The organism is Variovorax atrisoli 110B (genome assembly GCF_000382045.1).
Classification (GTDB): domain Bacteria; phylum Pseudomonadota; class Gammaproteobacteria; order Burkholderiales; family Burkholderiaceae_C; genus Variovorax; species Variovorax atrisoli.
In genome coordinates this window covers 331,059-350,202 of record NZ_KB907454.1, presented here as the reverse complement: position 1 = coordinate 350,202, position 19,144 = coordinate 331,059, and the positions used below count along the sequence as shown (strand labels likewise).

The 19,144-nt window shown below is 68.6% G+C and carries 15 protein-coding genes; 9 read left to right on the top strand and 6 right to left on the bottom strand.

The window, feature by feature from the left end; genetic code table 11:
* Positions 1 to 20: 20 nt before the first annotated feature.
* The 7 genes from G369_RS0117580 (at position 21) to G369_RS0117550 (ending at position 7,185) form a co-directional block, all read left to right on the top strand.
* Complete coding sequence (locus tag G369_RS0117580) at positions 21 to 623, top strand: amino acid synthesis family protein (protein WP_019655334.1); 603 nt, start codon at positions 21 to 23, stop codon at positions 621 to 623.
* 20 nt (positions 624 to 643) lie between these two features.
* Entirely contained in the window at positions 644 to 1,516 is an 873-nt protein-coding gene (locus G369_RS0117575) for an alpha/beta fold hydrolase (RefSeq protein WP_019655333.1), read from the top strand.
* Positions 1,513 to 1,809, top strand: coding sequence for an NIPSNAP family protein (locus tag G369_RS0117570; RefSeq protein WP_019655332.1), 297 nt, complete (start codon positions 1,513 to 1,515; stop codon positions 1,807 to 1,809). Before G369_RS0117575 ends, G369_RS0117570 begins: the two co-directional genes overlap by 4 nt.
* Before the next feature lie 47 nt (positions 1,810 to 1,856).
* Positions 1,857 to 3,539: a bifunctional 3-(3-hydroxy-phenyl)propionate/3-hydroxycinnamic acid hydroxylase gene (locus tag G369_RS0117565; RefSeq protein WP_019655331.1), complete on the top strand. Its 1,683-nt coding sequence runs from the start codon at positions 1,857 to 1,859 to the stop codon at positions 3,537 to 3,539.
* Between the two features lie 49 nt (positions 3,540 to 3,588).
* Positions 3,589 to 5,016, top strand: a complete 1,428-nt coding sequence (locus tag G369_RS0117560; RefSeq protein WP_019655330.1) for an NAD-dependent succinate-semialdehyde dehydrogenase — start codon at positions 3,589 to 3,591, stop codon at positions 5,014 to 5,016.
* An 11-nt stretch (positions 5,017 to 5,027) separates the two neighbouring features.
* Positions 5,028 to 6,479 carry an NAD-dependent succinate-semialdehyde dehydrogenase gene (locus G369_RS0117555; protein ID WP_019655329.1) on the top strand — a complete coding sequence of 484 codons (1,452 nt, stop codon included), beginning with the start codon at positions 5,028 to 5,030 and terminating at the stop codon, positions 6,477 to 6,479.
* 115 nt (positions 6,480 to 6,594) lie between these two features.
* The gene (locus G369_RS0117550; protein ID WP_019655328.1) at positions 6,595 to 7,185 is read left to right on the top strand and encodes a nitroreductase family protein; all 591 of its coding nucleotides are present in this window, start codon (positions 6,595 to 6,597) and stop codon (positions 7,183 to 7,185) included.
* 27 nt (positions 7,186 to 7,212) lie between these two features.
* Here G369_RS0117550 and G369_RS0117545 read toward each other — a convergent pair whose 3' ends face one another.
* From G369_RS0117545 to G369_RS0117520, 6 genes are all read right to left on the bottom strand, one after another.
* Positions 7,213 to 8,241 carry a WD40/YVTN/BNR-like repeat-containing protein gene (locus tag G369_RS0117545; protein WP_038114989.1) on the bottom strand — a complete coding sequence of 343 codons (1,029 nt, stop codon included), beginning with the start codon at positions 8,239 to 8,241 and terminating at the stop codon, positions 7,213 to 7,215.
* Between the two features lie 20 nt (positions 8,242 to 8,261).
* Entirely contained in the window at positions 8,262 to 10,658 is a 2,397-nt protein-coding gene (locus G369_RS0117540; protein WP_020723138.1) for an efflux RND transporter permease subunit, read from the bottom strand.
* A gap of 59 nt (positions 10,659 to 10,717) precedes the next feature.
* The gene (locus G369_RS0117535) at positions 10,718 to 12,382 is read right to left on the bottom strand and encodes a DUF1302 domain-containing protein (RefSeq protein ID WP_019655325.1); all 1,665 of its coding nucleotides are present in this window, start codon (positions 12,380 to 12,382) and stop codon (positions 10,718 to 10,720) included.
* 46 nt (positions 12,383 to 12,428) lie between these two features.
* On the bottom strand, positions 12,429 to 13,829 hold the full coding sequence (locus G369_RS0117530; RefSeq protein ID WP_020723137.1) for a DUF1329 domain-containing protein: 1,401 nt from the start codon (positions 13,827 to 13,829) through the stop codon (positions 12,429 to 12,431).
* 279 nt (positions 13,830 to 14,108) lie between these two features.
* The gene (locus G369_RS0117525) at positions 14,109 to 14,738 is read right to left on the bottom strand and encodes a cytochrome b (protein ID WP_019655323.1); all 630 of its coding nucleotides are present in this window, start codon (positions 14,736 to 14,738) and stop codon (positions 14,109 to 14,111) included.
* A gap of 38 nt (positions 14,739 to 14,776) precedes the next feature.
* Complete coding sequence (locus G369_RS0117520) at positions 14,777 to 16,231, bottom strand: aldehyde dehydrogenase family protein (RefSeq protein WP_019655322.1); 1,455 nt, start codon at positions 16,229 to 16,231, stop codon at positions 14,777 to 14,779.
* Between the two features lie 318 nt (positions 16,232 to 16,549).
* On the opposite strand from G369_RS0117520, the gene G369_RS0117515 reads away from it, so the two are divergent.
* Complete coding sequence (locus tag G369_RS0117515) at positions 16,550 to 17,512, top strand: helix-turn-helix domain-containing protein (protein WP_019655321.1); 963 nt, start codon at positions 16,550 to 16,552, stop codon at positions 17,510 to 17,512.
* A gap of 154 nt (positions 17,513 to 17,666) precedes the next feature.
* The gene (locus G369_RS0117510) at positions 17,667 to 19,139 is read left to right on the top strand and encodes an APC family permease (protein ID WP_019655320.1); all 1,473 of its coding nucleotides are present in this window, start codon (positions 17,667 to 17,669) and stop codon (positions 19,137 to 19,139) included.
* The last annotated feature ends 5 nt before the right edge of the window (positions 19,140 to 19,144 follow it).

Below are 19,144 nucleotides of genomic sequence, written 5' to 3'. Positions count from 1 at the left end.
CATTCCTGGACACAATCACCATGAGCAACCCCGACCTCAGCGCCTTCCACATCCGCAAGTGGTACCTCCAGATCGAGGACACCCTGGCCGGCGAGACAGGCGCGCCCGCAGACGGCGAGCCGCTGCGCAAGATCGTCATCGCCGCCTGCCTGCGCAACCCGTTCGCGGGCCGCTACGTCGAAGACCTGTCGTCCTGGATCGCGCCCTCGCCCGAGCTGGGCAAGGAGTTCGGCCGCCGCATCCGCGAGGCCACGGGCGGGCAAGCCATCGAGAGCTACGGCAAGGCCTGCCTGGTGGGCATCGACGGCGAATACGAGCACGGCAACGCGCTGCTGACCAACCCCGCAGCCAACCCGGTGCGTGAAGGCGTGGGCGGCGGCAAGTCGTGGGTGCCTTCCACCGGCAAGCGCGGCGGGCCCGGCACCATCATCGACATTCCGCTGGCGCACAAGGATGCGCTGTACGTTCGCTCGCACTACGACACCGTCTCGGCCATGTTCGGCGACGGCCCCAACCGCGACGAAGTGGTGCTGATCTGGGCCTTCGCCACGCGCGGGCGGCTCAACGCGCGCCTGGGCGGCCTGAAGGCCTCGGAGATCAAGGGCGAGGACGGCCTCGTCTGAACGCCGCCGGAGCAACGCATATGCAGCGCCGCGATTACCGCCTGAGCCACGACGGCCTGGGCTTCCACGTCACCGAATGGGGCGAGCCCGATGCTTGGCCGGTGCTGATGCTGCATGGCATCCGCGGCTATGCCGAGACCTTCGTGGGCATCGCGGCGACGCTGCAGCCCGGGTTCCGCGTGATCGCCATTGACCAGCGCGGCCGCGGCGAGACCGACTGGGACCCAAGGCACGACTACTACATCGACACCTACGTCGCCGACATCGAGGCGCTGGTGGCGCAGTTGAACCTGCAGCGTTTCGACCTGCTCGGCCATTCGATGGGCGGCATCAACGCCATCGTGTACGCCGCGCGGCATACCGGCCAGGTTCGCCGGCTGGTGATCGAGGACGCCGGCCCCGGTGCATTCGACGCCAGCGACGGTGCCACCCGCATCCGCAGAGAACTGGCGAGCACGCCCACCGCCTTCGCTTCCTGGGACGAAGCCGCCGCGTTCATGCGCGCGCTGCGCCCCACGGTGACGGAGGAAGCGCGCCAGCAGCGGCTGCAGAGCATGCTCAAGCCCATGAGCGGCGGTGGCTTCACCTGGCGCTACGACCATGCGGGCATCGCCGCCACGCGCCTGAACCCGGACCCCACCCGTCAGGTGGACCTCGCCGCCTATGTGAAGCAGCTGCAGTGCGAGACCCTCGTGGTGCGCGGCGGTCGCTCCGACTACCTCCAGCCGGCCATGGCCGAGCACATGCGCACGCTCAATCCGCGCATCTCCACGCGCGAGATTCCCGATGCGGGCCACTACGTCCACGACGACCAGCCGGCGCTCTTCGCCGAGGCCGTCACCACCTTCCTGAAGCGGCCCGAGGCGGCCGCAGCGGGCCAGTCCAATCCATGATCCACGAACTCAGAACCTACACCCTCGTGCCCGGCGGCGTGCGCGACTACCTGCGCATCTACAACGAGTGCGGCCGCGAGCTGCAGATCCGCACGCTCGGGCAGCTGGTGGCGTTGATGACACCGGAGAGCGGCGACATCAACCAGTTGGTCTTCCACTGGGCTTTCGACAGCCTCGACGAACGCGCGCGCCGCCGTGCCGCGCTGATGGCCGACTCGGCCTTCGCCGAATTCCGAAAGCAGGTGCGGCATCTGCTGGTGCGCCAGGAGAGCCGGCTGCTCTCGGCCGCCTGAGGCGCTCGCGCAGGCCGCCTTTCCCGTCCAAGTCCCAAGGAGTTTTCATGAGCGCTTCGGTGGAAGCCCCCGTCCTCATCATCGGCGCCGGCCCGGTCGGCGTGACGCTGGCCAACCTGCTGGGGACCTATGGCGTGCAGACCCTGGTGGTCGAGCGCAGCACGGCGGTGTTCGACTTTCCGCGCGCGGTGGGGCTGGACGACGAGGCCCTGCGCACCTTCCAGGCCACCGGCCTCGCCGAGGAGATGCTGCGCGACATGATCCAGAACGTGCCCATGCGCATGTACACCGCGCGCAAGCAATGCTTCGCCGAGATCCTGCCCAGCACGCGCGAGTTCGGCTGGTTCCGCCGCAACCTGTTCTCGCAGCCCCTGGGTGAGAAGACGCTGCGCCGCGGCCTGGCGCGCTTCGACCACGTGCAGCTGCGGCTCGGCCTGGAGCTGGTGGGCCTGGTGCAGAACGAGGCAGGCGTCACCGCCACCCTGCGCGATGAGGCCGGCGCCGAGCAACAGGTGCGCGCCGCCTACGCAGTGGCCTGCGACGGCGGGCGCAGCGCGGTGCGCGAGATGCTGGGGCTGTCCTACGAGGGGCGCACCCACCCGGCCAAGTGGGTGGTGATCGAATGTGACCAGGATCCGCTCGACGCGCCCTACACCGCGCTGCACTGCGAACCCGATCGCCCCTATGTCTGCCTGCGCCTGCCCTATGGGCTGCGGCGCTGGGAGTTCATGCTCTTTCCCGGGGAGGACGGCGAGCAGATGCTCGCGCCTGACAAGGTGAGCGAGCTGCTGGGCCGGCACGTGGCCGACCCGGCGGCGCTGAATGTGATCCGGGCGCGCGTCTACACCCACAACTCGCGCGTCGCGGGCAGCTTCGTCGCGGGGCGCGTCTGCCTGGCGGGCGATGCCGCGCACATCACGCCGCCGTGGATCGGCCAGGGCCTCAACGCCGGCCTGCGCGATGCGTTCAACCTGGGCTGGAAGCTCGCCTGGATCCTCCAGGGCCGGCTGCGGCCCGAGCTGCTGGCCAGCTACCACGACGAGCGCCATGGCCATGCCAAGGCCATGATCGACCTGGCCGACGCCTTCGGCGCCGTGCTGTCGCAGCGCAACCCGCTGCTGGCCTGGGCGCGTGATCGCTTCTTCATGGCGATCCGGAACATTCCGAAGATGCGCGACTACGTGCTGCAAATGAAGTTCAAGCCCATGCCGCGCTTCGCGAAGGGCATCGTGCGCAACAGCGGCGTGGTCGGGCGCGACGCGCTCGTGGGCCGCATGTTCATCCAGCCCAACGTGGAGCGCGAGCGCGGCCTGCCGCAGAAGCTCGACGACGTGGTCGGTGCGCGCTTCGCGCTGCTGAGCTGGCGCTGCGATGCGCTGGCCGGCGCGCCCGCCGCGCTGCACGCGCAGCTCGCCCGGCTGGGCTGCGACCACTATGTGGCTGTGCGCTCGCGCAGCATGGGCAACGAGGCCGGCTCGCCGATGCCCGGGCAGCTTTCGGGCACGGTGATAGAGGACCTGGAGAACACGCTGCATTTCTGGTTCCACGGCAAGGACGTGGACTGGGTGCTGATCCGCCCCGACCGCTTCATCGCCGCCGTAGGCCGCCGTGCCGACGCCGCGGCCGAACTGGGCAGCTTCTGCGATGCCGTGCTGGCCCCCGACGACAAGGCGCAGCCGCAGGCTGCAGCCAATCAATCCCTCGTGCAGGCCGAGGCCCTGGCGGCCTGAAGCCTCGCGCGAACCGCGCCCAAACACCCGCGAAGCGGGCCCTCTCACCATGTACCCAGAACTCTCGCTCTATATCGCCGGCCGCTTCATCGACGCGCAGGGCCGGCGCACACAGGCCGTGCACGATCCCGCAACGCTGCAGCCGCTGGGCCTGCTGCCATGGGCCGAGGCCGAAGACGTCGAGGCCGCCGTGCAGGCCGCCCATGCGGCCTTCGCCGGCTGGCGGCGCGTGTCGCCGCTCGAACGCTCGGACCTGCTGCGCCGCGTGGCCGCGCTGGCGCGCGAGCGCGCGCCGGAGATCGGCCGCGCCATGACGCTGGACAACGGCAAGCCACTGGCCGACGCCGTGGCCGAGGTGATGAACGCCGCGGAGCACATCGAGTGGCACGCGGAGGAGGGCCGCCGCGTCTACGGCCGCGTAGTGTCCGCACGCCAGCCCGGCGTGCGCCAGCTGGTGGTGCGCGAGCCGGTGGGCGTGTGCGCCGCCTTCAGCCCGTGGAACTTTCCCTTCGGCCAGGCGATGAAGAAGGCCGCCGCCGCCATCGCGGCTGGCTGCCCCATCGTGCTCAAGGGGCCGGAAGAATCGCCCAGCGCGCTGGTGGCCATGGCGCGGCTCTTTCACGATGCGGGCCTGCCACCGGGCGTGTTCAACCTGCTGTGGGGCGTGCCGGCGGACATCTCGCGCCAGCTCATCGAGTCGCCGCTGGTGCGCGTGGTCTCCTTCACCGGCTCGGTGCCGGTGGGCCGGCAGCTGGCCGCGCTGGCTGGCCAGCACATGAAGCGCATGACGATGGAGCTGGGCGGCCATGCGCCGGTGCTGGTCTTCGACGATGCCGACGTGGACGCCGCCGTGGCCTTGCTGGTGCGGCTGAAGACGCGCAACGCCGGCCAGGTCTGTGTGTCGCCGACGCGCTTCCATGTGCAGTCGGGCGTGCACGACCGCTTTGCCGCAGCCTTCGCCGATGCGCTGGGCGCGGTGAAGGTGGGCCACGGTCTGGAGGATGGCGTGCAGATGGGCCCGCTGATCCACGAGCGCCGCTTCCAGGCCGTGCAGACGTTGGTCGAGGACGCCCGCACGCGCGGCGCCGAGATGCTGTCGGGCGGCACACGCATCGGAGTGCAAGGCCACTTCCATGCGCCGACGCTGCTGGCCAACGTGCCCGCCGATGCGCGCGTGATGCACGAAGAGCCATTCGGCCCCATCGCCGCGCTGTCGCGCTTCGACACCGTCGAAGAGGCGCTGCAGCAGGCCAATGCATTGCCCTTCGGTCTGGCGAGCTATGTCTTTACCCGTTCGCTGCAAACCGCGACCCGCGTGGGCGACGGCCTTGAGGCCGGTATGGTGAACATCAACCATTCGGGCATGGCGCATCCGGAGCTGCCCTTCGGCGGTGTGAAGGACAGCGGCTTTGGCAGCGAAGGCGGCACGGAGTCCTTCGACACTTTTCTCAGTACCAAGCTCATCACACAGATCTGAATCGGAACCCCATGCTGACTCTCGACGACCCCTCGCTGCTGCGCGAGCAATGCCTGGTGGCGGGCGAATGGATATCCGCCGAGCGGACCATCGCCGTCACCAACCCCGCCACCGGCGCGCTGATCGCGCACGTGCCCCGGCTGGACGCCGCCGCCACGCGACGCGCCATTGAGGCAGCAGAAGCCGCCTGGCCGCAGTGGCGCCGCCGCACCGCGCACGAGCGCTCGGCCATCCTCGCGCGCTGGCACGCGCTCATCCTGCAGAACCAGGAAGACCTGGCGCGCATCATGACGGCCGAGCAGGGCAAGCCGCTGGCGGAAGCGCGCGGCGAGATCGCCTATGCGGCCTCCTTCATTCAGTGGTTCGGCGAAGAAGCCAAGCGCGTGTATGGCGAGACTATTCCTTCGCCCGTGGCCTCGCAGCGCATCGTGGTCGTGCGCGAGCCGGTCGGCGTGTGCGCAGCCATCACGCCATGGAACTTCCCTGCGGCGATGATCACGCGCAAGGCCGGCCCCGCGCTCGCGGCCGGCTGCACGATGGTGGTCAAGCCTGCGAGCCAGACGCCGCTCACGGCACTGGCACTGGCGGTGCTGGCCGAACGCGCCGGCGTGCCCGCGGGCGTGCTGTCGGTGGTGACCGGATCCGCCGGCGACATCGGCACCGAGCTGGCGACCAACCCCGTGGTGCGCAAGCTCAGCTTCACCGGCTCCACCGAGGTGGGGCGGCTGCTGATGCAACAGACGGCGGCCACCGTCAAGAAGGTGTCGATGGAGCTGGGCGGCAACGCGCCCTTCATCGTCTTCGACGACGCAGACCTGGACGCGGCGGTCGAGGGCGCGATCATTTCGAAATTCCGCAATGCCGGCCAGACCTGCGTGTGCGCCAACAGGTTGTACGTGCACGAGCGCGTCTACGACGCCTTCGCGCAGAAGCTGGCCGAGGCGCTGCGCGCGCTGAAGGTCGGCCCCGGCGACCAGGAGGGCGTGCGCATCGGCCCGCTGATCGACGAGGCCGCCGTGCGCAAGGTGGAGGAGCACCTGGCCGACGCAATGGCAAAAGGCGCACAGGTGCTCAGCGGCGGACGCCGCCATGCGCTGGGCGGCAGCTTCTTCGAACCCACCGTGCTGACCGGCGTGACGCAGGCGATGACGGTGGCGCGCGAAGAAACCTTCGGTCCCCTTGCGCCGCTCTTCCGTTTCCGTGACGAGTCAGAGGTCGTTCGCATGGCCAACGACACCGAGTTCGGCCTGGCGAGCTACTTCTACGCCCGCGACCTGGGCCGCGTCTGGCGCGTGGCCGAGCAGCTGGAGTACGGCATGGTCGGCGTCAACACCGGCCTCATCAGCAACGAGGTCGCGCCCTTCGGCGGCGTCAAGCAGTCGGGCCTCGGCCGCGAGGGCTCGCGCCACGGCATCGAGGACTACCTGGTCATCAAGTACATCAACATGGCCGGCATCGCCTGATGCCCGGCTGAAGCGCCTTCGCGTTCTTCGTGTTTTTCGCGCGGCAACTTCGCGGCGCACCTCTGCGCGGCACCGGCGTGCCGCATCTTCTTTCATCGTCTCCCTGGAGTCTTCAATGAACAATCCCCGCCAATCCGCCCATCCCATCGACCCGCTGTTCACCAACCGGTGGTCGCCGCGCGCCTTCGCCGAAGAGACCATCGCCGAACCCGCGCTCATGAGCCTGCTCGAAGCGGCCCGCTGGGCGCCCTCGGCGTACAACGTGCAGCCCTGGCGCTTCATCTACGCGCGCCGCGACACGCCCGCGTGGCAGCCCATCTTCGACAGCCTCGTCGAGTTCAACCAGATGTGGACGAAGCGCGCCGCCGCGCTGGTGGTGGTGGTCTCGCAGCGCGAGGCCCTGTTCCCGGGGCGCACCGAGGCCGCCCCCAACCAGTGGCACTCCTTCGATGCCGGCGCCGCCTGGGCCAGCCTCGCGTTCCAGGCCACGCTGTCGGGCTGGTCGGCGCATGCGATGGCCGGCTTCGATGCCGAAAAGCTGCGCGCTGCGATCCAGCTGCCGCAGGGCTATGCCATCGAGACGGTCGTGGCCGTCGGCAGGAAAGGCGATCCGGCCGTGCTGCCCGACGGCGTGCGCAAGCTCGAGACGCCCAATGATCGACGGGCGCTCGCCGAGACGGCCGCCGAGGGCGTGTTCCGCCAGTAGCCTGCGTTCCTGCCGGGTCCGCGGCGCTCAGCGCGCCGACGGTTCCTTGGCACCGGCGGCTGCCACCACGCCCTGGCGCGAATACAACGTCGCACCGCCCTGATCGCCCAGCGCCACGCTCGTCAGAGGCAGGCGGTCTTCGCGCGTGCTGGCGGTGAAGCTCACACCGCCGTCTTCGCTGCTTAACACCAGGCCGTCGAGGCCAACACCGACGATCTTCTTGCCGGCGCGGGCAAGCGCGGTGATGGACGACTCCGTGTGCGTGTCCACGCGCTGCCAGCTGCCACCGTCGTCGACGCTGCGGTACATCGAGCCACGCAGCCCCGCCACCAGCAGGCCGCCGCTGGGGGCTGCGATGCCGCTCCAGAAGGAGCCCGCATAGCCGGTCTTCATGTACTTCCAGCTGCGGCCCTTGTCGTCCGAGCGCAGCACCATGCCGCGCTCGCCCGGGGCGAACAGCTGACCGCGCGCATCGGCGAACAGCCCGAACAGGTTGAGGTCGGCGCGCTTGCCACCCTCTGGCGGCGCCAGTTCGACGGGCTGCCAGTGTTCGCCGCCGTCCTCGGTGCGCAACACCAGCGACCACAGGCCCACGGCGACGCCCTGCTTCTCGTCGAAGAAGTGCACGGCGAAGAGCGGGCGGTCCTGCGCCGCATCGCTGCGCTGCACCTGCCAGGTCTCGCCCCCGTCCGTGGTGTGCAAGATCACACCCCAGTGGCCCGCGGCCCAGCCCTGCCGGGCATCGATGAAGGACACCGAGGTCAGCGCCACGTCCACTGGCATCTGGCGCGCCTGTCGGTGATTGCGGCCGCCGTCGTCCGACAGCAGCACCACGCCGTGGTCGCCCACGGCGACGATGCGCTCGCCCGCGCGGGTGCTGGCAAGCATCGTGGCGCGGGAGGCATGCGCGGCGCGAACCGCGGGAACCAGCACGGGGGTGCCATCGTTGGCGGCGGCGGGCTCTTTTTCCTGAGGTGCCTGTGCTGCGCAGGCCAGCGACAGTGAAACGAGAGCGCCGGCCAATGCCGTACGCACAAGGAGGGAAGTCGATTTCATCTTCGATTGTCAGATGGATGTCAGTGGTGCTGCAGCCCTGTCGCCCGCACCGGCTTGCGGCGCGGGAAGATCCTTTCGAGCCATACCGCCATGGCGGGCAGGGCGGTCATTGCCATCACCATGTTCACCATGAACATGAAGGCCAGCAGCTTGCCCATGTCGGCCTGGAACTTCAGCTGCGAGAACGACCATGTCGCCACGCCCACGGCCAGCGTTATGGCGGTGAAAATGGTGGCCGTGCCCACTTCCAGGATCGCATGCTCGATGGACTTGACGATGGTCTGGCCCGCGGCCATGTGCATCAGCAGGCGGTTGTAGATGTAGAAGGCGTAGTCCACGCCGATGCCCACGGCCAGCACCATCACCGGCAGGGTCGCCACCGTGAGGCCGATCTGCAGCTCCTTCATGAACCAGTAGCCGATGAAGGTGCCCACCGTGAGCGGCAGGCAGCAGGCCGCCACGGCGCGCAGGTCGCGGTAGACCAGGAACACCAGCACCACGATCGCCGCGTACACGTACAGCATCATGGGCAGCTCGCTCTTCTCCACCTCGTCGTCGATGGCCGCGAGCACGCCGGCATTGCCGGCGGCCAGACGAATGTTCACACCGGGCATGGCGTGGCCGTCGCGGAAGGCTTTCACCGCGTCGATCACGCGCTGGATGGTGGTGGCCTTGTGGTCGGTCAGGAAGAGGTTCACTGCCGTCATGCTGCAGTCCTTGCGCATGGTCCCGCGGATGCGGGCGATCTCGGTGGAAAGGGCGGCGTAGTTGGCCGAATCGATGGGCACCACGGCCATCTTGGGGTTGCCTTCGTTGTAGCCCTCGTTGTACAGCCGCAGCTGCCCGGCGTACGACGAGATCGAGAGCACACCCTCCACCGGCTGCATCGCCCAGACGAAGCGGTCCTGGTAGAGCCCGATGTTCACGTTGCCGCAGCTCTCGGGCGGTGCCTCGAAGACCACGGTCAGCCAGTCCAGGCCCGTGTCGAAATTGCTTGCGATGGACGCGGCGTCGCGGTTGAAGCGGGCGTCCTCGCGCAGCTCCGGCGCGCCGGGCTGCAAGGTGCCGACCACGCGGTCGCGGCTTTGCCACACGGCGGCACCGAACACCACCGCCGTGACCAGCAGCATCACGGCCGCCGCGCGCGGCTTGGCGAGCCGGGCCAGCACGCGCAGCCAGCCCGAGCGGCGCTCGCGCTGCAGCAGGGCCTGGTCGGCGAAGTCGCGGCTCACCTCGAAGAAGGAGGCGGCCACCGGCAGCATGACGAGGTTGGTCACGATCTTGTAGGCCACGCCCAGCGAGGCCGCGATGGCCAGCTCGCGCACCATCGGGATCGGGATCATCAGCAGCGTGACGAAGGAGACGAAGGCCGTCACCAGCGCCAGCGTGCCCGGGATCAGCAGCCCGCCGAAGCTGTCGCGGCAGGCCTCGTAGGTGGTGTGGCCCTGCGAGATGCGTCGCACGATGTAGTTGATCTGCTGCACGCCGTGCGACACGCCGATGGCGAACACCAGAAAGGGCACCAGCACCGCGAGCGGATCGAGCCCGAAGCCCAGCAGCCGCAGGGTGCCGAACTGCCACACCAGCGAGGCTAGCGAGCAAGCGATGGGCAGCAGCGTGAAGCGCACCGAGCGGCAATACCAGTACACCGCCCCGGCGGTGAGCAGCAGCGCGATCAGGCAGAACTTGAGCACCGACTGCGCGCCGTCGGCGATGTCGCCGATCTGCTTGGCGAAGCCGATGATCTGGACCTCGAAGTCGCCGTCCTCGAAGCGAGCGCGGATCTTCTCTTCGAGCAGATGGTTGTAGGCCACGTAGTCCAGCTTGCGGCCCTGCGCGTCGTACTCCGCCAGCTCGGCCGTGACCATCGCGCTGGTCTGGTCGCGCGAGACCAGCGTGCCGATGAAGCCGCCCTGCGCGGCCGCGCGCTGGATGCCGGCGATGATCTCCGGCGTGAGCCGCTCGGGTGTGATGGTGGCGTCGATCAGCGGATCGGCGCGAAAGCCTTCCTCGGTGATCTCGTTGACGAAGCTGTTGGGCGTCCACATCGACTGCACGCCCAGCCGCTCGATACCCGGCAGGTAGGTGACGGCCTGGGTCACCTCGTACAGCCGCCTGAGGGCCGGCGCGGTCCAGATGGTGCCGTGACGGGCCCTGACCACCACGTTGAGCCGGTTGGCGCCCAGCACGTCCTCGCGGTAGGTCTGGAAGGTCTGGATGTACTCGTGGCCCAAGGGCATCTGCTTGTCGAAGCCCGCGTCCATGCGCAGCTGCGCTGCGAACCACGCCATGGCGAGCGTGAACAGAGCCAGCGCGATGAGGATGCCGCGGCGGTGCGAGAAGCAGAAAGTCTCGAAGCGCTGCACGGCGCGCTGCAGCTTGGAGGCGGGGGCGGAAGAGTGATTGGGATCGGACACGGAGTGCTTTCAGCAGACGGCGCCGCCACCGCCGCGCGGGCGGTGCGCGGCGCGACGGGTCAGAAGTTGCGCGACAGGGTGAGGCCCACGAAGTTGCGGTCGCGATAGGGCTGGTCGAACACGCGCTTGCCGCCGAAGAAGGCCGCGTAGTTGATCGAGGCCTGCCACTTCGCCGGGTTCTGCACGAAGGTCACGACGAGATTGACGGACTTGGCGCCTTCCATCAGCTGCCCCGCGCCGTTGGGCGTACGGCCCTTCACGGCCTGGAAGTAGTACACCTCGGGAATCACTTGCCAGCCGGGGATCAACGAGCCATCGTAGACCCAGCTGAAGTCCAGGTTGTAGCCCCACGCCGTCTTGGAGCCCACCGGCTGCGGCGTGCCCACGGCGCTGAACTCCTGGCCCCAGCCCCACGCGCCCGCGGCGATCGGATCGGACCCGTAGTACTTCTTGAGGTTGGGATAGCGCACCACCACGGCCTCGGCCATCAGCGTCGCGGTGTCCGCGCCGAGAGCGCGCAGCACACCGCCCGCGTTGTTCGGCGTAAGGCTTAGCATGCCGGTCAGGTGCCACTGCAGCTTCTTCTCGTCGACCCAGCAGTTGCCGTGGTTGAACGAGCAACCGCTGGCCGCCGGGTTCAGCGCCACGGCATCGCGCGGGCGGTAAGAGAGCTCTGTGCCCACCGACCAGTCGCCCACCGGCATGTTGGCGCTCAGGCCGTAGAGGCGGCGGTTCTCCGGGTAGGCCCACCCTGGGCGGCCGGTGCCGCCCGCATTGGTGCTGAAGTTCAACGACTTGTCGTTGTAGTTCATTACGTAGGCACCCAGGTTCAGCTGCGTGCCCTCGGGCTGCCACTTCAGGGCGGTGCCCCACTGCCCGCTGTTCTTCGGCTTTGTCTCGATCAGCCCGTAGGCGTCGTGGCCCTTGCCCATGCCGTTGGCCACCGACCAGTAGGAGCCGGTGGGTGCCATGTAGTTGCCGTTCCACCGCGACTGCACGTAGGCCTCGAAGTTGAGGCCGTGGCCCAGGCCGGTGGCGAAACTCGCGATGGGAGCAGGCAGCACCGCCTCCTTCAGCTGCGTGCCCGGCTGCGACAGCCGCATGATGTCCAGCGCGTTGGTGGAGTTGATGCCGCCCGGCAGGAAGAGGCTTTCCCCCCAGCTGATCACCTGGTTGCCCACGCGCACGCGTGCCGTCTCGCCGCCGAGTTGGAAGGTCTTGCTCACCCAGAAGTCCAGCAGCCGGGCCTTGAAGCGCAGGTCGCTGCGCGCGTCGCTGGCCAAGCCGTCGGGCAGGTACTGCGTCGCGGCGGCGCTGGTGTAGCCGGAGGTGCGGGTGGCCGTGAGGTCGCGGACCCAGTTCACCCGCCCGAGGAAGGTGATGTCATCGGGCATCTTCAAAAGCAGCTCGTGGCTGCCCTTGACGTAGGTGGTGAAGGCATCGCCCTTGCGGTAGTTCAGGTTGCCCTGGTCGCCCATCGACGAAGTCGGCGCCAGGCAGCCGGCGGGTGCGCCGACGCCCACGGCGCCCTGGATGACGAGCGTGCAGGAGGGGTCCTTGACGCGGATGCCGGTGCCGATGGTGATGGTGGAATCGAAGCTCCCTCGAACGTTGTCGGTCTCGAAGGTGAAGGCATGGGCAGCTCCCGTCGCGGCGAGCAGGCAGGCGGCGGGCACGGCGCTCAGCCGGGCGAGGGTGCTGGAGGGGCGGGCGGTGAAGTTCATCAGTTCTTCTCCTCGGGGCTTGTTGTCGTCGTTCGAAGCGCGCAGATCAGCGCTCGCTGATGGCGCGCAGGTTGTCGGCCGTGTAGAAACCCGAGCGCATGCGCGGACCGGTCGGTTCGGTGAACCAGCGGATGTCCTTGCCGACGCCCGCGGTGTGCGTGTCGAAGACGTAGCGGCCTTCGGCCAGGTTGTTCTGCACCATGGCCATCGCGTCGCAGGAGCCCGTCTCGTACACCGGGATGAGGAAGCCCTCGCGCATCTTGGCGAGCTTGTTCTGCCCGTCGAAGTCGTCCATCAGCAGCGGCGCCCAGCTGTCCTCGTCGAGGTAGACGGTGCGCTTGGGTGCCGAATGGCGCATGCCGGCCTTGACGGTGGCCTCCACCACCCACACGCGGTGCAGTTCATAGCGGCGATGCGACTGCGCAATGAAGTCGTCGCGCGCCACGTCCTCGAACTTGGCCTTGAAGTCGTAGGCGCCGAAGGCGTTGTAGGGGACGTAGATTTCCTTCTTGCCCACCAGCTTCCAGTCGAAGCGGTCGAGCGCGCCGTTGAATACCTGCGGCTCGTCCAGCGTGTACTGGTTCTCCATGCCGATCTGCGGGGAGTCGTGCGAGTAGGTCGGCATGCGGCGCACGCGGCGCTGGCCGGGGAAGTAGTAGAAGGTCTCGTTCTCGGCCTGGTTCAGGTACTGGGTGATCGCCAGGGCCTGCCCGGCCAGCGCGGCGGGCGAGGTGTAGGCGAAGTACACGTAGAACTCCACCTGCGGCAGCGAGGACAGCTGCTGCGAGCCCTTGGCGCCCGAGGGAATGAATACCGTCTGCTCCGAATCGGCGCGGATCCACTCCGTGCTGCCGCGGCGCGGCGAGACGGCGGTGATGGTGCCCTTGTAGTCGACGCCCACGCCGCGGTAGCGCATCTTGGAGTTCCACATCGCTTCCACGCCGTTGGAGGGAAGGGGGAACGGATAGCCCGGCACGGTCGCCTCCTTCAGGCTCCAGCCGTCGTCGTTGAGGCGGGCGGTGCCCACGTTCTTGCGCGTGTTGGCGGCCACGAAGTCCGGCACGCCGCAGGTGCGGTGCGACGGATAGACGTCCATGCGGTAGTCCTTGCGCTGCTTGAGCATGGCGACTTGGCCGGCCGAGAGCTTGTCGGCGTACTTGTCGACGTTGGCCGCATCGATGGTGAACAGCGGCTTCTCGTCCTTGTGCTTCCAGAAGTCGCGCCGCAGCTTGCCCCACTCCCAGCCGGCCAGCGGCGGCTCCGCGCCCTGCCAGGCGGGAATGCTGCCGTCGGCGTTGCCCTCGCGCTGGGCGCCCGAAGGCGTGAGCTTGTCGAGCTGAGCCGCATCGGGCGCCGCCATGGCGGAGAAACCGGGGCAGAGCAGGCCGACGGCGATGGCCGCCGCCAGGGCGAGAGGGCGAAGGGTTCTTGCACAGTGCTGGGTCATGGGAACTCCTGAAAGAGGAAGATTCGAGGTGTGTGGATACGGATCGACGGGACCGTGCCCGGGCTGCGCCGATGCCCGCTTTACCAACCGGCAGTGGGGTCTTTGGACTATCGGAGGGAGGCGATGCCGGCCGTTATCCGAGATCGGCATCTGCTTGCGGTCGCGCGATCGCGCCGCTTCAGGCGTGGCTGTACGGCGCCGTACGACGCAGCTCCACGCCGCAACGCACCGCGATGCGGTGCGTCGTGGTGCGGGTCGAGTGACGGAGCGGGAAGTGGATCAGCCGGCGCTGCGGCGCAGCGGAAGCATGCGCCGCAGCACGGCGTCCTTGCGCACGAAGTGGTGCAGCAGCGCGGCCCCGACGTGCAGCACCACCAGCGGCCAGGCCAGCCAGGCGCCGATGAAGCTGTGCACCGCCCAGGCCGCATCTTCCAGCTGCGCCACGGACAGCCCGAAGGCGTCGCGTATCGCGCCTGCGATGGCGGTGTCGCGGCAGGCCGGGATCACGAACAGCCCGAAGTCGGTCGGGTCGTAGGTCGTCATGTAGCCCGACAGCGGCATCAGGATCAGGATGGCGTAGAGCGCCCAGTGCGCCGCGTCGGCCGACAGACCCTCCAGACGCGAGCCCGCGACATGTCGCGGCACGCCGCCGGCGATGCGCCACACGAGCCTGGGCAGCGTGAGGAAGCCGATGGACAGGCCCAGCACCCAATGGATGTTGAGCAGCGGCACCACCCGGTCGGGATTCGGCGTGGTGCCGAAAAGCGCCGGTTTGATGCTGGTCTGCGGATCGACGAACCAGATCACGTAGTACACGACCACGTACGCGGTGATGAAGGCCGCGGCTGTGGCCCAGTGGAAGAGCATCGAGGCCCGGCCCCAGGCGTCGATCGTGTTGCGCCAACCCATGTCAGGATTCCTTCTTTGGTGCGTTGTGAGGCTGGGCCTCAGGCCGGCAGCAGCACGGTGACGACCTTCTCCTCGGTGTACGCCAGCGCGCCGGGCAACCCGCCCTCGCGGCCGATGCCGCTGGTCTTGAGGCCGCCCCAGGGCAGGTTGGCGTCCAGCGGACTCCAGCAGTTGACGCCCACGGCCCCGGCCTTGACGCGCGCGGCCACGCGGTGCGCCCGCGCGAGCTGCGTGGTCCACACCGTGGCCGCCAGCCCGTAGGACGAATCGTTGGCCAGCGCGATGGCCTCCTCCTCGGTGTCGAAGGGAATCACCGTGCCCACCGGGCCGAAGATTTCCTCGCGGGCGATGGTCATCTGGTTGCTGGCCTCGGCAAAGATGGTGGGCTGCACGAACCAGCCCCTCTCGGGCCGGGAGACGCCGCCGGCCAGCAGCACCGCACCTTCGTCCTGGCCGAGCTGGATGTAGCGGTTGACGCGTTCGAACTGCGCCTTCTTGGCGACCGGCCCCATCTGCACGCCGGCCTGGCGCGGGTCGCCGACCGTGACCGCGCGGGCGGCCTCGGCCAGCGCCTGTGTGAAAGGCTTCGCGAGGCTGCGCTGCACCAGGATGCGCGAGCCGGCGGCGCACACCTGCCCCTGGTTGACGAACAGGCCCATGGCGCAGCCGCGCAATGCGTCGTCGAACGAGGCGTCGTCGAACACGATCTGCGGGCTCTTGCCGCCGAGCTCCAGCGTGACGCGCTTGAACAGTGGCGCGGCGATGCGCTGAATGGCGCGGCCCGCCTCGGGGCTGCCGGTGAAGCTGATCTTGGCGACCAGCGGGTGTTCGCACAGCGCGCGGCCCACCACGTCGCCGAAGCCGGTCACCACGTTGATGACGCCGTCGGGAAAGCCCGCTTCCTGCGCAAGCCGCGCCAAGTGCAGGGCGGACTGGGGCGTTTCCTCGGCGGGCTTGACCACCACGGTGCACCCAGCGGCCAGCAGGGCGGCGAGCTTCCACACGGTGATCATCAGCGGCGAGTTCCACGGCACGATGGCCCCGACCACGCCTACCGGCTCACGCAGCGTGTACGACAGCGTGGGCGTGCCCATGTAGCCCCCGGTGGGCACCGTGCGTCCCTCGAGCTGGTTGGTCCAGCCGGCGGCCGCGCGCAGGTTGGCGACGGCGTTGGGCACGTCCATCATGCGCGGCTCCATCGGCGAGCGGCCGATGGCGTCGGCGTCCATGTCGGCCAGCAGGGCCGTGTCGCGCTCGACCAGGTCGGCAAGGCGCAGCAGCAGTTGGGAGCGCTGGCCGGCGTGCAGCCGGCTCCAGGCGCCGCCTTCGAGCTGGGCATGGGCCGCGGCCACGGCGCGGTCGACGTCTTCGGCGGTGCCGCGCGCGGCGCTGCCGTATTCCTGTTCGTCCACGGGGCTGACGAGGCGCATGCGCGCGCCGTCGGAGGCTTCGGCGTGGGCGCCTTCGATGAAATGCTTCAGGTTCTGGGTCATGGTGTCTGCGGATGTTCGAGCGGCCGCAGTGTCCGGGACGGCGCCGCACCGCGTTAGCCCAAATCAGCAACGGTGCGCGGCGCAGGCGCACCGCAAGGGTGCGGCTGGCGCGTCCCATCTGTGCACGATTGTTGCTGTGAACAAATAAAGCAAGCCAGAAAAAACCATTCGCGGTGGGCTGTGGCGCGAAATTTCAGTTATTTCTCCATCGGGTTTCCCCTGTCTGGCGGCAGGCATGAAAAATGCAGAATTTTCCTTATCTGAGAAAAATGCATATCTACTGATCGACGCAGCCTTCCAGATACAGGACCCCGCAACATGAACCGAAGCATCCACCACTTCCAGGACGTGCATGCGCATGCCGCATCAGTCGCTCATTGGAGCCAGCTCCTGTACAGCCAGCTCGCGGCCGGCGCACTGGAGAGCTCTCTGCAGCAATTGTCCAGCGAGCACTGCCATGCTTTTCGCGAGCGCATCAACAAGCGCGTTGTGCAGCAGGGAGAAGCGCCCCGCGATAGCGTGTGCTTTGCAATCCCGATCTTCATGCCGGGCACCGTCCGGATGCAGGGGCGCGATGCGGACGGCAGCAGCCTGTACTTCCTGCGCGGCGGCGAGGAGTTCATGTGCCACATGCCCACCGGGATGGATCTTCTGTCCATCGCCTTCGACCGAGCCTTCTTCGACGCCACGCTCCGGGAAGTGCCGTTCGCCGACGAGATCGCGCGGCTGCTGCGCCAGCCCGTCATCAAGGTGCCGGCGCAGCGCTTCGTCGAATGCCGCCAGCGCCTGCTGGCGATATTCTCCGAGGCCCTGGTCAACGACGAGATGAGCGGCACGCCCGCACGGCAGGACGAATTGGAACACGCGCTGCTGGGCGAACTGCTGCAACTGGTGATGGACCCAGCCTGCGACCGGCACCAGCGCAGCGGCAGCTCCACCCAGGACTTCATCGTTGAGAAGTGCCACCGGATGGCCATGGCCGAGACCATGAGCGCGCCCAGCGTGATGGAGCTGTGCGAGCGCCTGCAGGTCAGCCGGCGCACGGTGCAGAACAGCTTCCGCGCGGTGGCGGATACCACGCCGCTGAGCTACCTGCGCTCGGTTCGCCTGAACGGCGTGCGGCGCGCCCTGATGGGCAGCCGCGCCGGCGACCTGACCGTGGGCGACGCGGCGGGGCAGTGGGGCTTCTTCCACCTGAGCCATTTCGCGGCGGAGTACCAGGAGCTTTTCGGGGAGCTGCCGTCGCAGACGCCGCGGGCGGCGAAGTGGCATGACGCCTGAAGCGGTCGTGCGCGTCCAGATTGCCGATCCGGGATACCGCTGCGCGCACGTGCCTTCCTAGACTGCCCCTGTCGGCGGCCGGCACTCCGGTGCACGGCCTTCTTTCTCTCTCCCCGCTGCACGCGTTGGCGCGCGGCATGCATTGCGACGCACCATGGAAACGCTGAACCCCACGATGACGCCTGCCCAGGAAACGCGCCACCCCCATGCCACCAGCCTGCGCCGCGGCACGCTGAGCGCGGGCTTCATCACGCTGCTGGTCATCTCGGCCGCGAGTCCGCTGAGCGTGGTGGCAGGCGGCTTCCCGATCGGGATGATGCTGGGCAACGGCGCCGGCACGCCGGTACTGGTGCTGGTGGCGCTCGGCCTGCTGCTGATGTTCGCGACCGGGTACACCGCCATGGCCACCTGCGTGACCAGCGCCGGAGGCTTCTATGCGATGGTGGCGCGCGGCCTAGGCGGCAGGGCGGGCGGGGCGGCGGCCATGGTGGCCGTGTTCGGCTACGTCACGCTGCAGTTCGGCCTCTACGGCATGCTGGGCGCGGTGGCATCCGAGACGCTGCAGGCGCAGTTCGGCCTGGCGCTGCCCTGGTGGGCCTGCGCCTTCGCCGCCCTGGCCAGCGTGGCGGTGTTCGGCTACCGGCAGATCGACTTCTCGGCCCGGGTGCTCGCGGGCTTCGTGGTGGTCGAGTACCTGGCGGTGCTAGCCCTGGACGTGCTGATCCTGTCGAAGGGCGGCGCCCACGGCATCGATGCGCACTCCTTCTCTCCCGATGCCTTCACCAGCGGCAACCCCTTCATCGGACTGCTGTTCTGCTTCGCGGCCTTCATCGGCTTCGAGGCGACCACCATCTACAGCGAGGAAGCCAGGGACCCGAAGCGCAGCATTCCCATCGCCACCTACGCGGCGCTGCTGCTGGTCGGCGGCTTCTATTCCTTCTCGCTGTGGTGCCTAGTGCTCGGCGTGGGCAGCGACCGGGTAGCGGCCACCATCACCGGACTGGCCGATCCGACCAATCTGCTGTACCTGCTGTCGGACACCTATGCAGGGCACGGCCTCACGGTGCTGCTGCGCCTGATGTTCATCGCCAGCATCTATGCGGGGCTCATCGCCTTCCACAACTCCAGCGCGCGCTATTTCTACGCCATGGGCCGCGAGGGCCTGATGCCCGCTCGCCTGGGCTGGACGCATGCGCGCCACCGCAGCCCGCATGTGGCCTCAGTGCTGCAGACGGTGCTGAGCGCCGTGGCGGTCGGGCTGTTCGCGCTGCTTGGCGCCGACCCGGTGCTGACGCTGTTCGCCTGGCTCAGCAACCTGGCCACGCTATGCCTGCTGGTGCTGATGATCGCGACGGGCGTGGCTGTGGTGCGCTTCTTCCGGGCCGACTCCCATGGCTACGGCCGGATGCGTATTCGCGTGCTGCCGCTGCTGGCATGCGTGGGCTTGCTGGCGGTGCTGGTGCTGGCCGTCGGCAACTTCCATGTGCTCACCGGCGCGAGCCGGGGCATATCGGCGGCGCTGGTGATCGCGGTGCCCCTGGCCGCGGCGGCCGGCTGGCTGGCCGCATCGCGGCTGGCGAGGCGCGATCCGCAGCGCTTTGCCGCGCTTGGCCAGGACCGCGGCTGAGCGTC

Excerpts from the sequence above, each read along its gene's own strand:
- G369_RS0117580 (WP_019655334.1), top strand. The coding sequence starts at position 21 with ATGAGCAACCCCGACCTCAGCGCCTTCCACATCCGCAAGTGGTACCTC.
- G369_RS0117575 (WP_019655333.1), top strand. The coding sequence starts at position 644 with ATGCAGCGCCGCGATTACCGCCTGAGCCACGACGGCCTGGGCTTCCAC.
- G369_RS0117570 (WP_019655332.1), top strand. The coding sequence starts at position 1,513 with ATGATCCACGAACTCAGAACCTACACCCTCGTGCCCGGCGGCGTGCGC.
- G369_RS0117565 (WP_019655331.1), top strand. The coding sequence starts at position 1,857 with ATGAGCGCTTCGGTGGAAGCCCCCGTCCTCATCATCGGCGCCGGCCCG.
- G369_RS0117560 (WP_019655330.1), top strand. The coding sequence starts at position 3,589 with ATGTACCCAGAACTCTCGCTCTATATCGCCGGCCGCTTCATCGACGCG.
- G369_RS0117555 (WP_019655329.1), top strand. The coding sequence starts at position 5,028 with ATGCTGACTCTCGACGACCCCTCGCTGCTGCGCGAGCAATGCCTGGTG.
- G369_RS0117550 (WP_019655328.1), top strand. The coding sequence starts at position 6,595 with ATGAACAATCCCCGCCAATCCGCCCATCCCATCGACCCGCTGTTCACC.
- G369_RS0117545 (WP_038114989.1), bottom strand. The coding sequence starts at position 8,241 with ATGAAATCGACTTCCCTCCTTGTGCGTACGGCATTGGCCGGCGCTCTC.
- G369_RS0117535 (WP_019655325.1), bottom strand. The coding sequence starts at position 12,382 with ATGAACTTCACCGCCCGCCCCTCCAGCACCCTCGCCCGGCTGAGCGCC.
- G369_RS0117530 (WP_020723137.1), bottom strand. The coding sequence starts at position 13,829 with ATGACCCAGCACTGTGCAAGAACCCTTCGCCCTCTCGCCCTGGCGGCG.
- G369_RS0117525 (WP_019655323.1), bottom strand. The coding sequence starts at position 14,738 with ATGGGTTGGCGCAACACGATCGACGCCTGGGGCCGGGCCTCGATGCTC.
- G369_RS0117520 (WP_019655322.1), bottom strand. The coding sequence starts at position 16,231 with ATGACCCAGAACCTGAAGCATTTCATCGAAGGCGCCCACGCCGAAGCC.
- G369_RS0117515 (WP_019655321.1), top strand. The coding sequence starts at position 16,550 with ATGAACCGAAGCATCCACCACTTCCAGGACGTGCATGCGCATGCCGCA.
- G369_RS0117510 (WP_019655320.1), top strand. The coding sequence starts at position 17,667 with ATGGAAACGCTGAACCCCACGATGACGCCTGCCCAGGAAACGCGCCAC.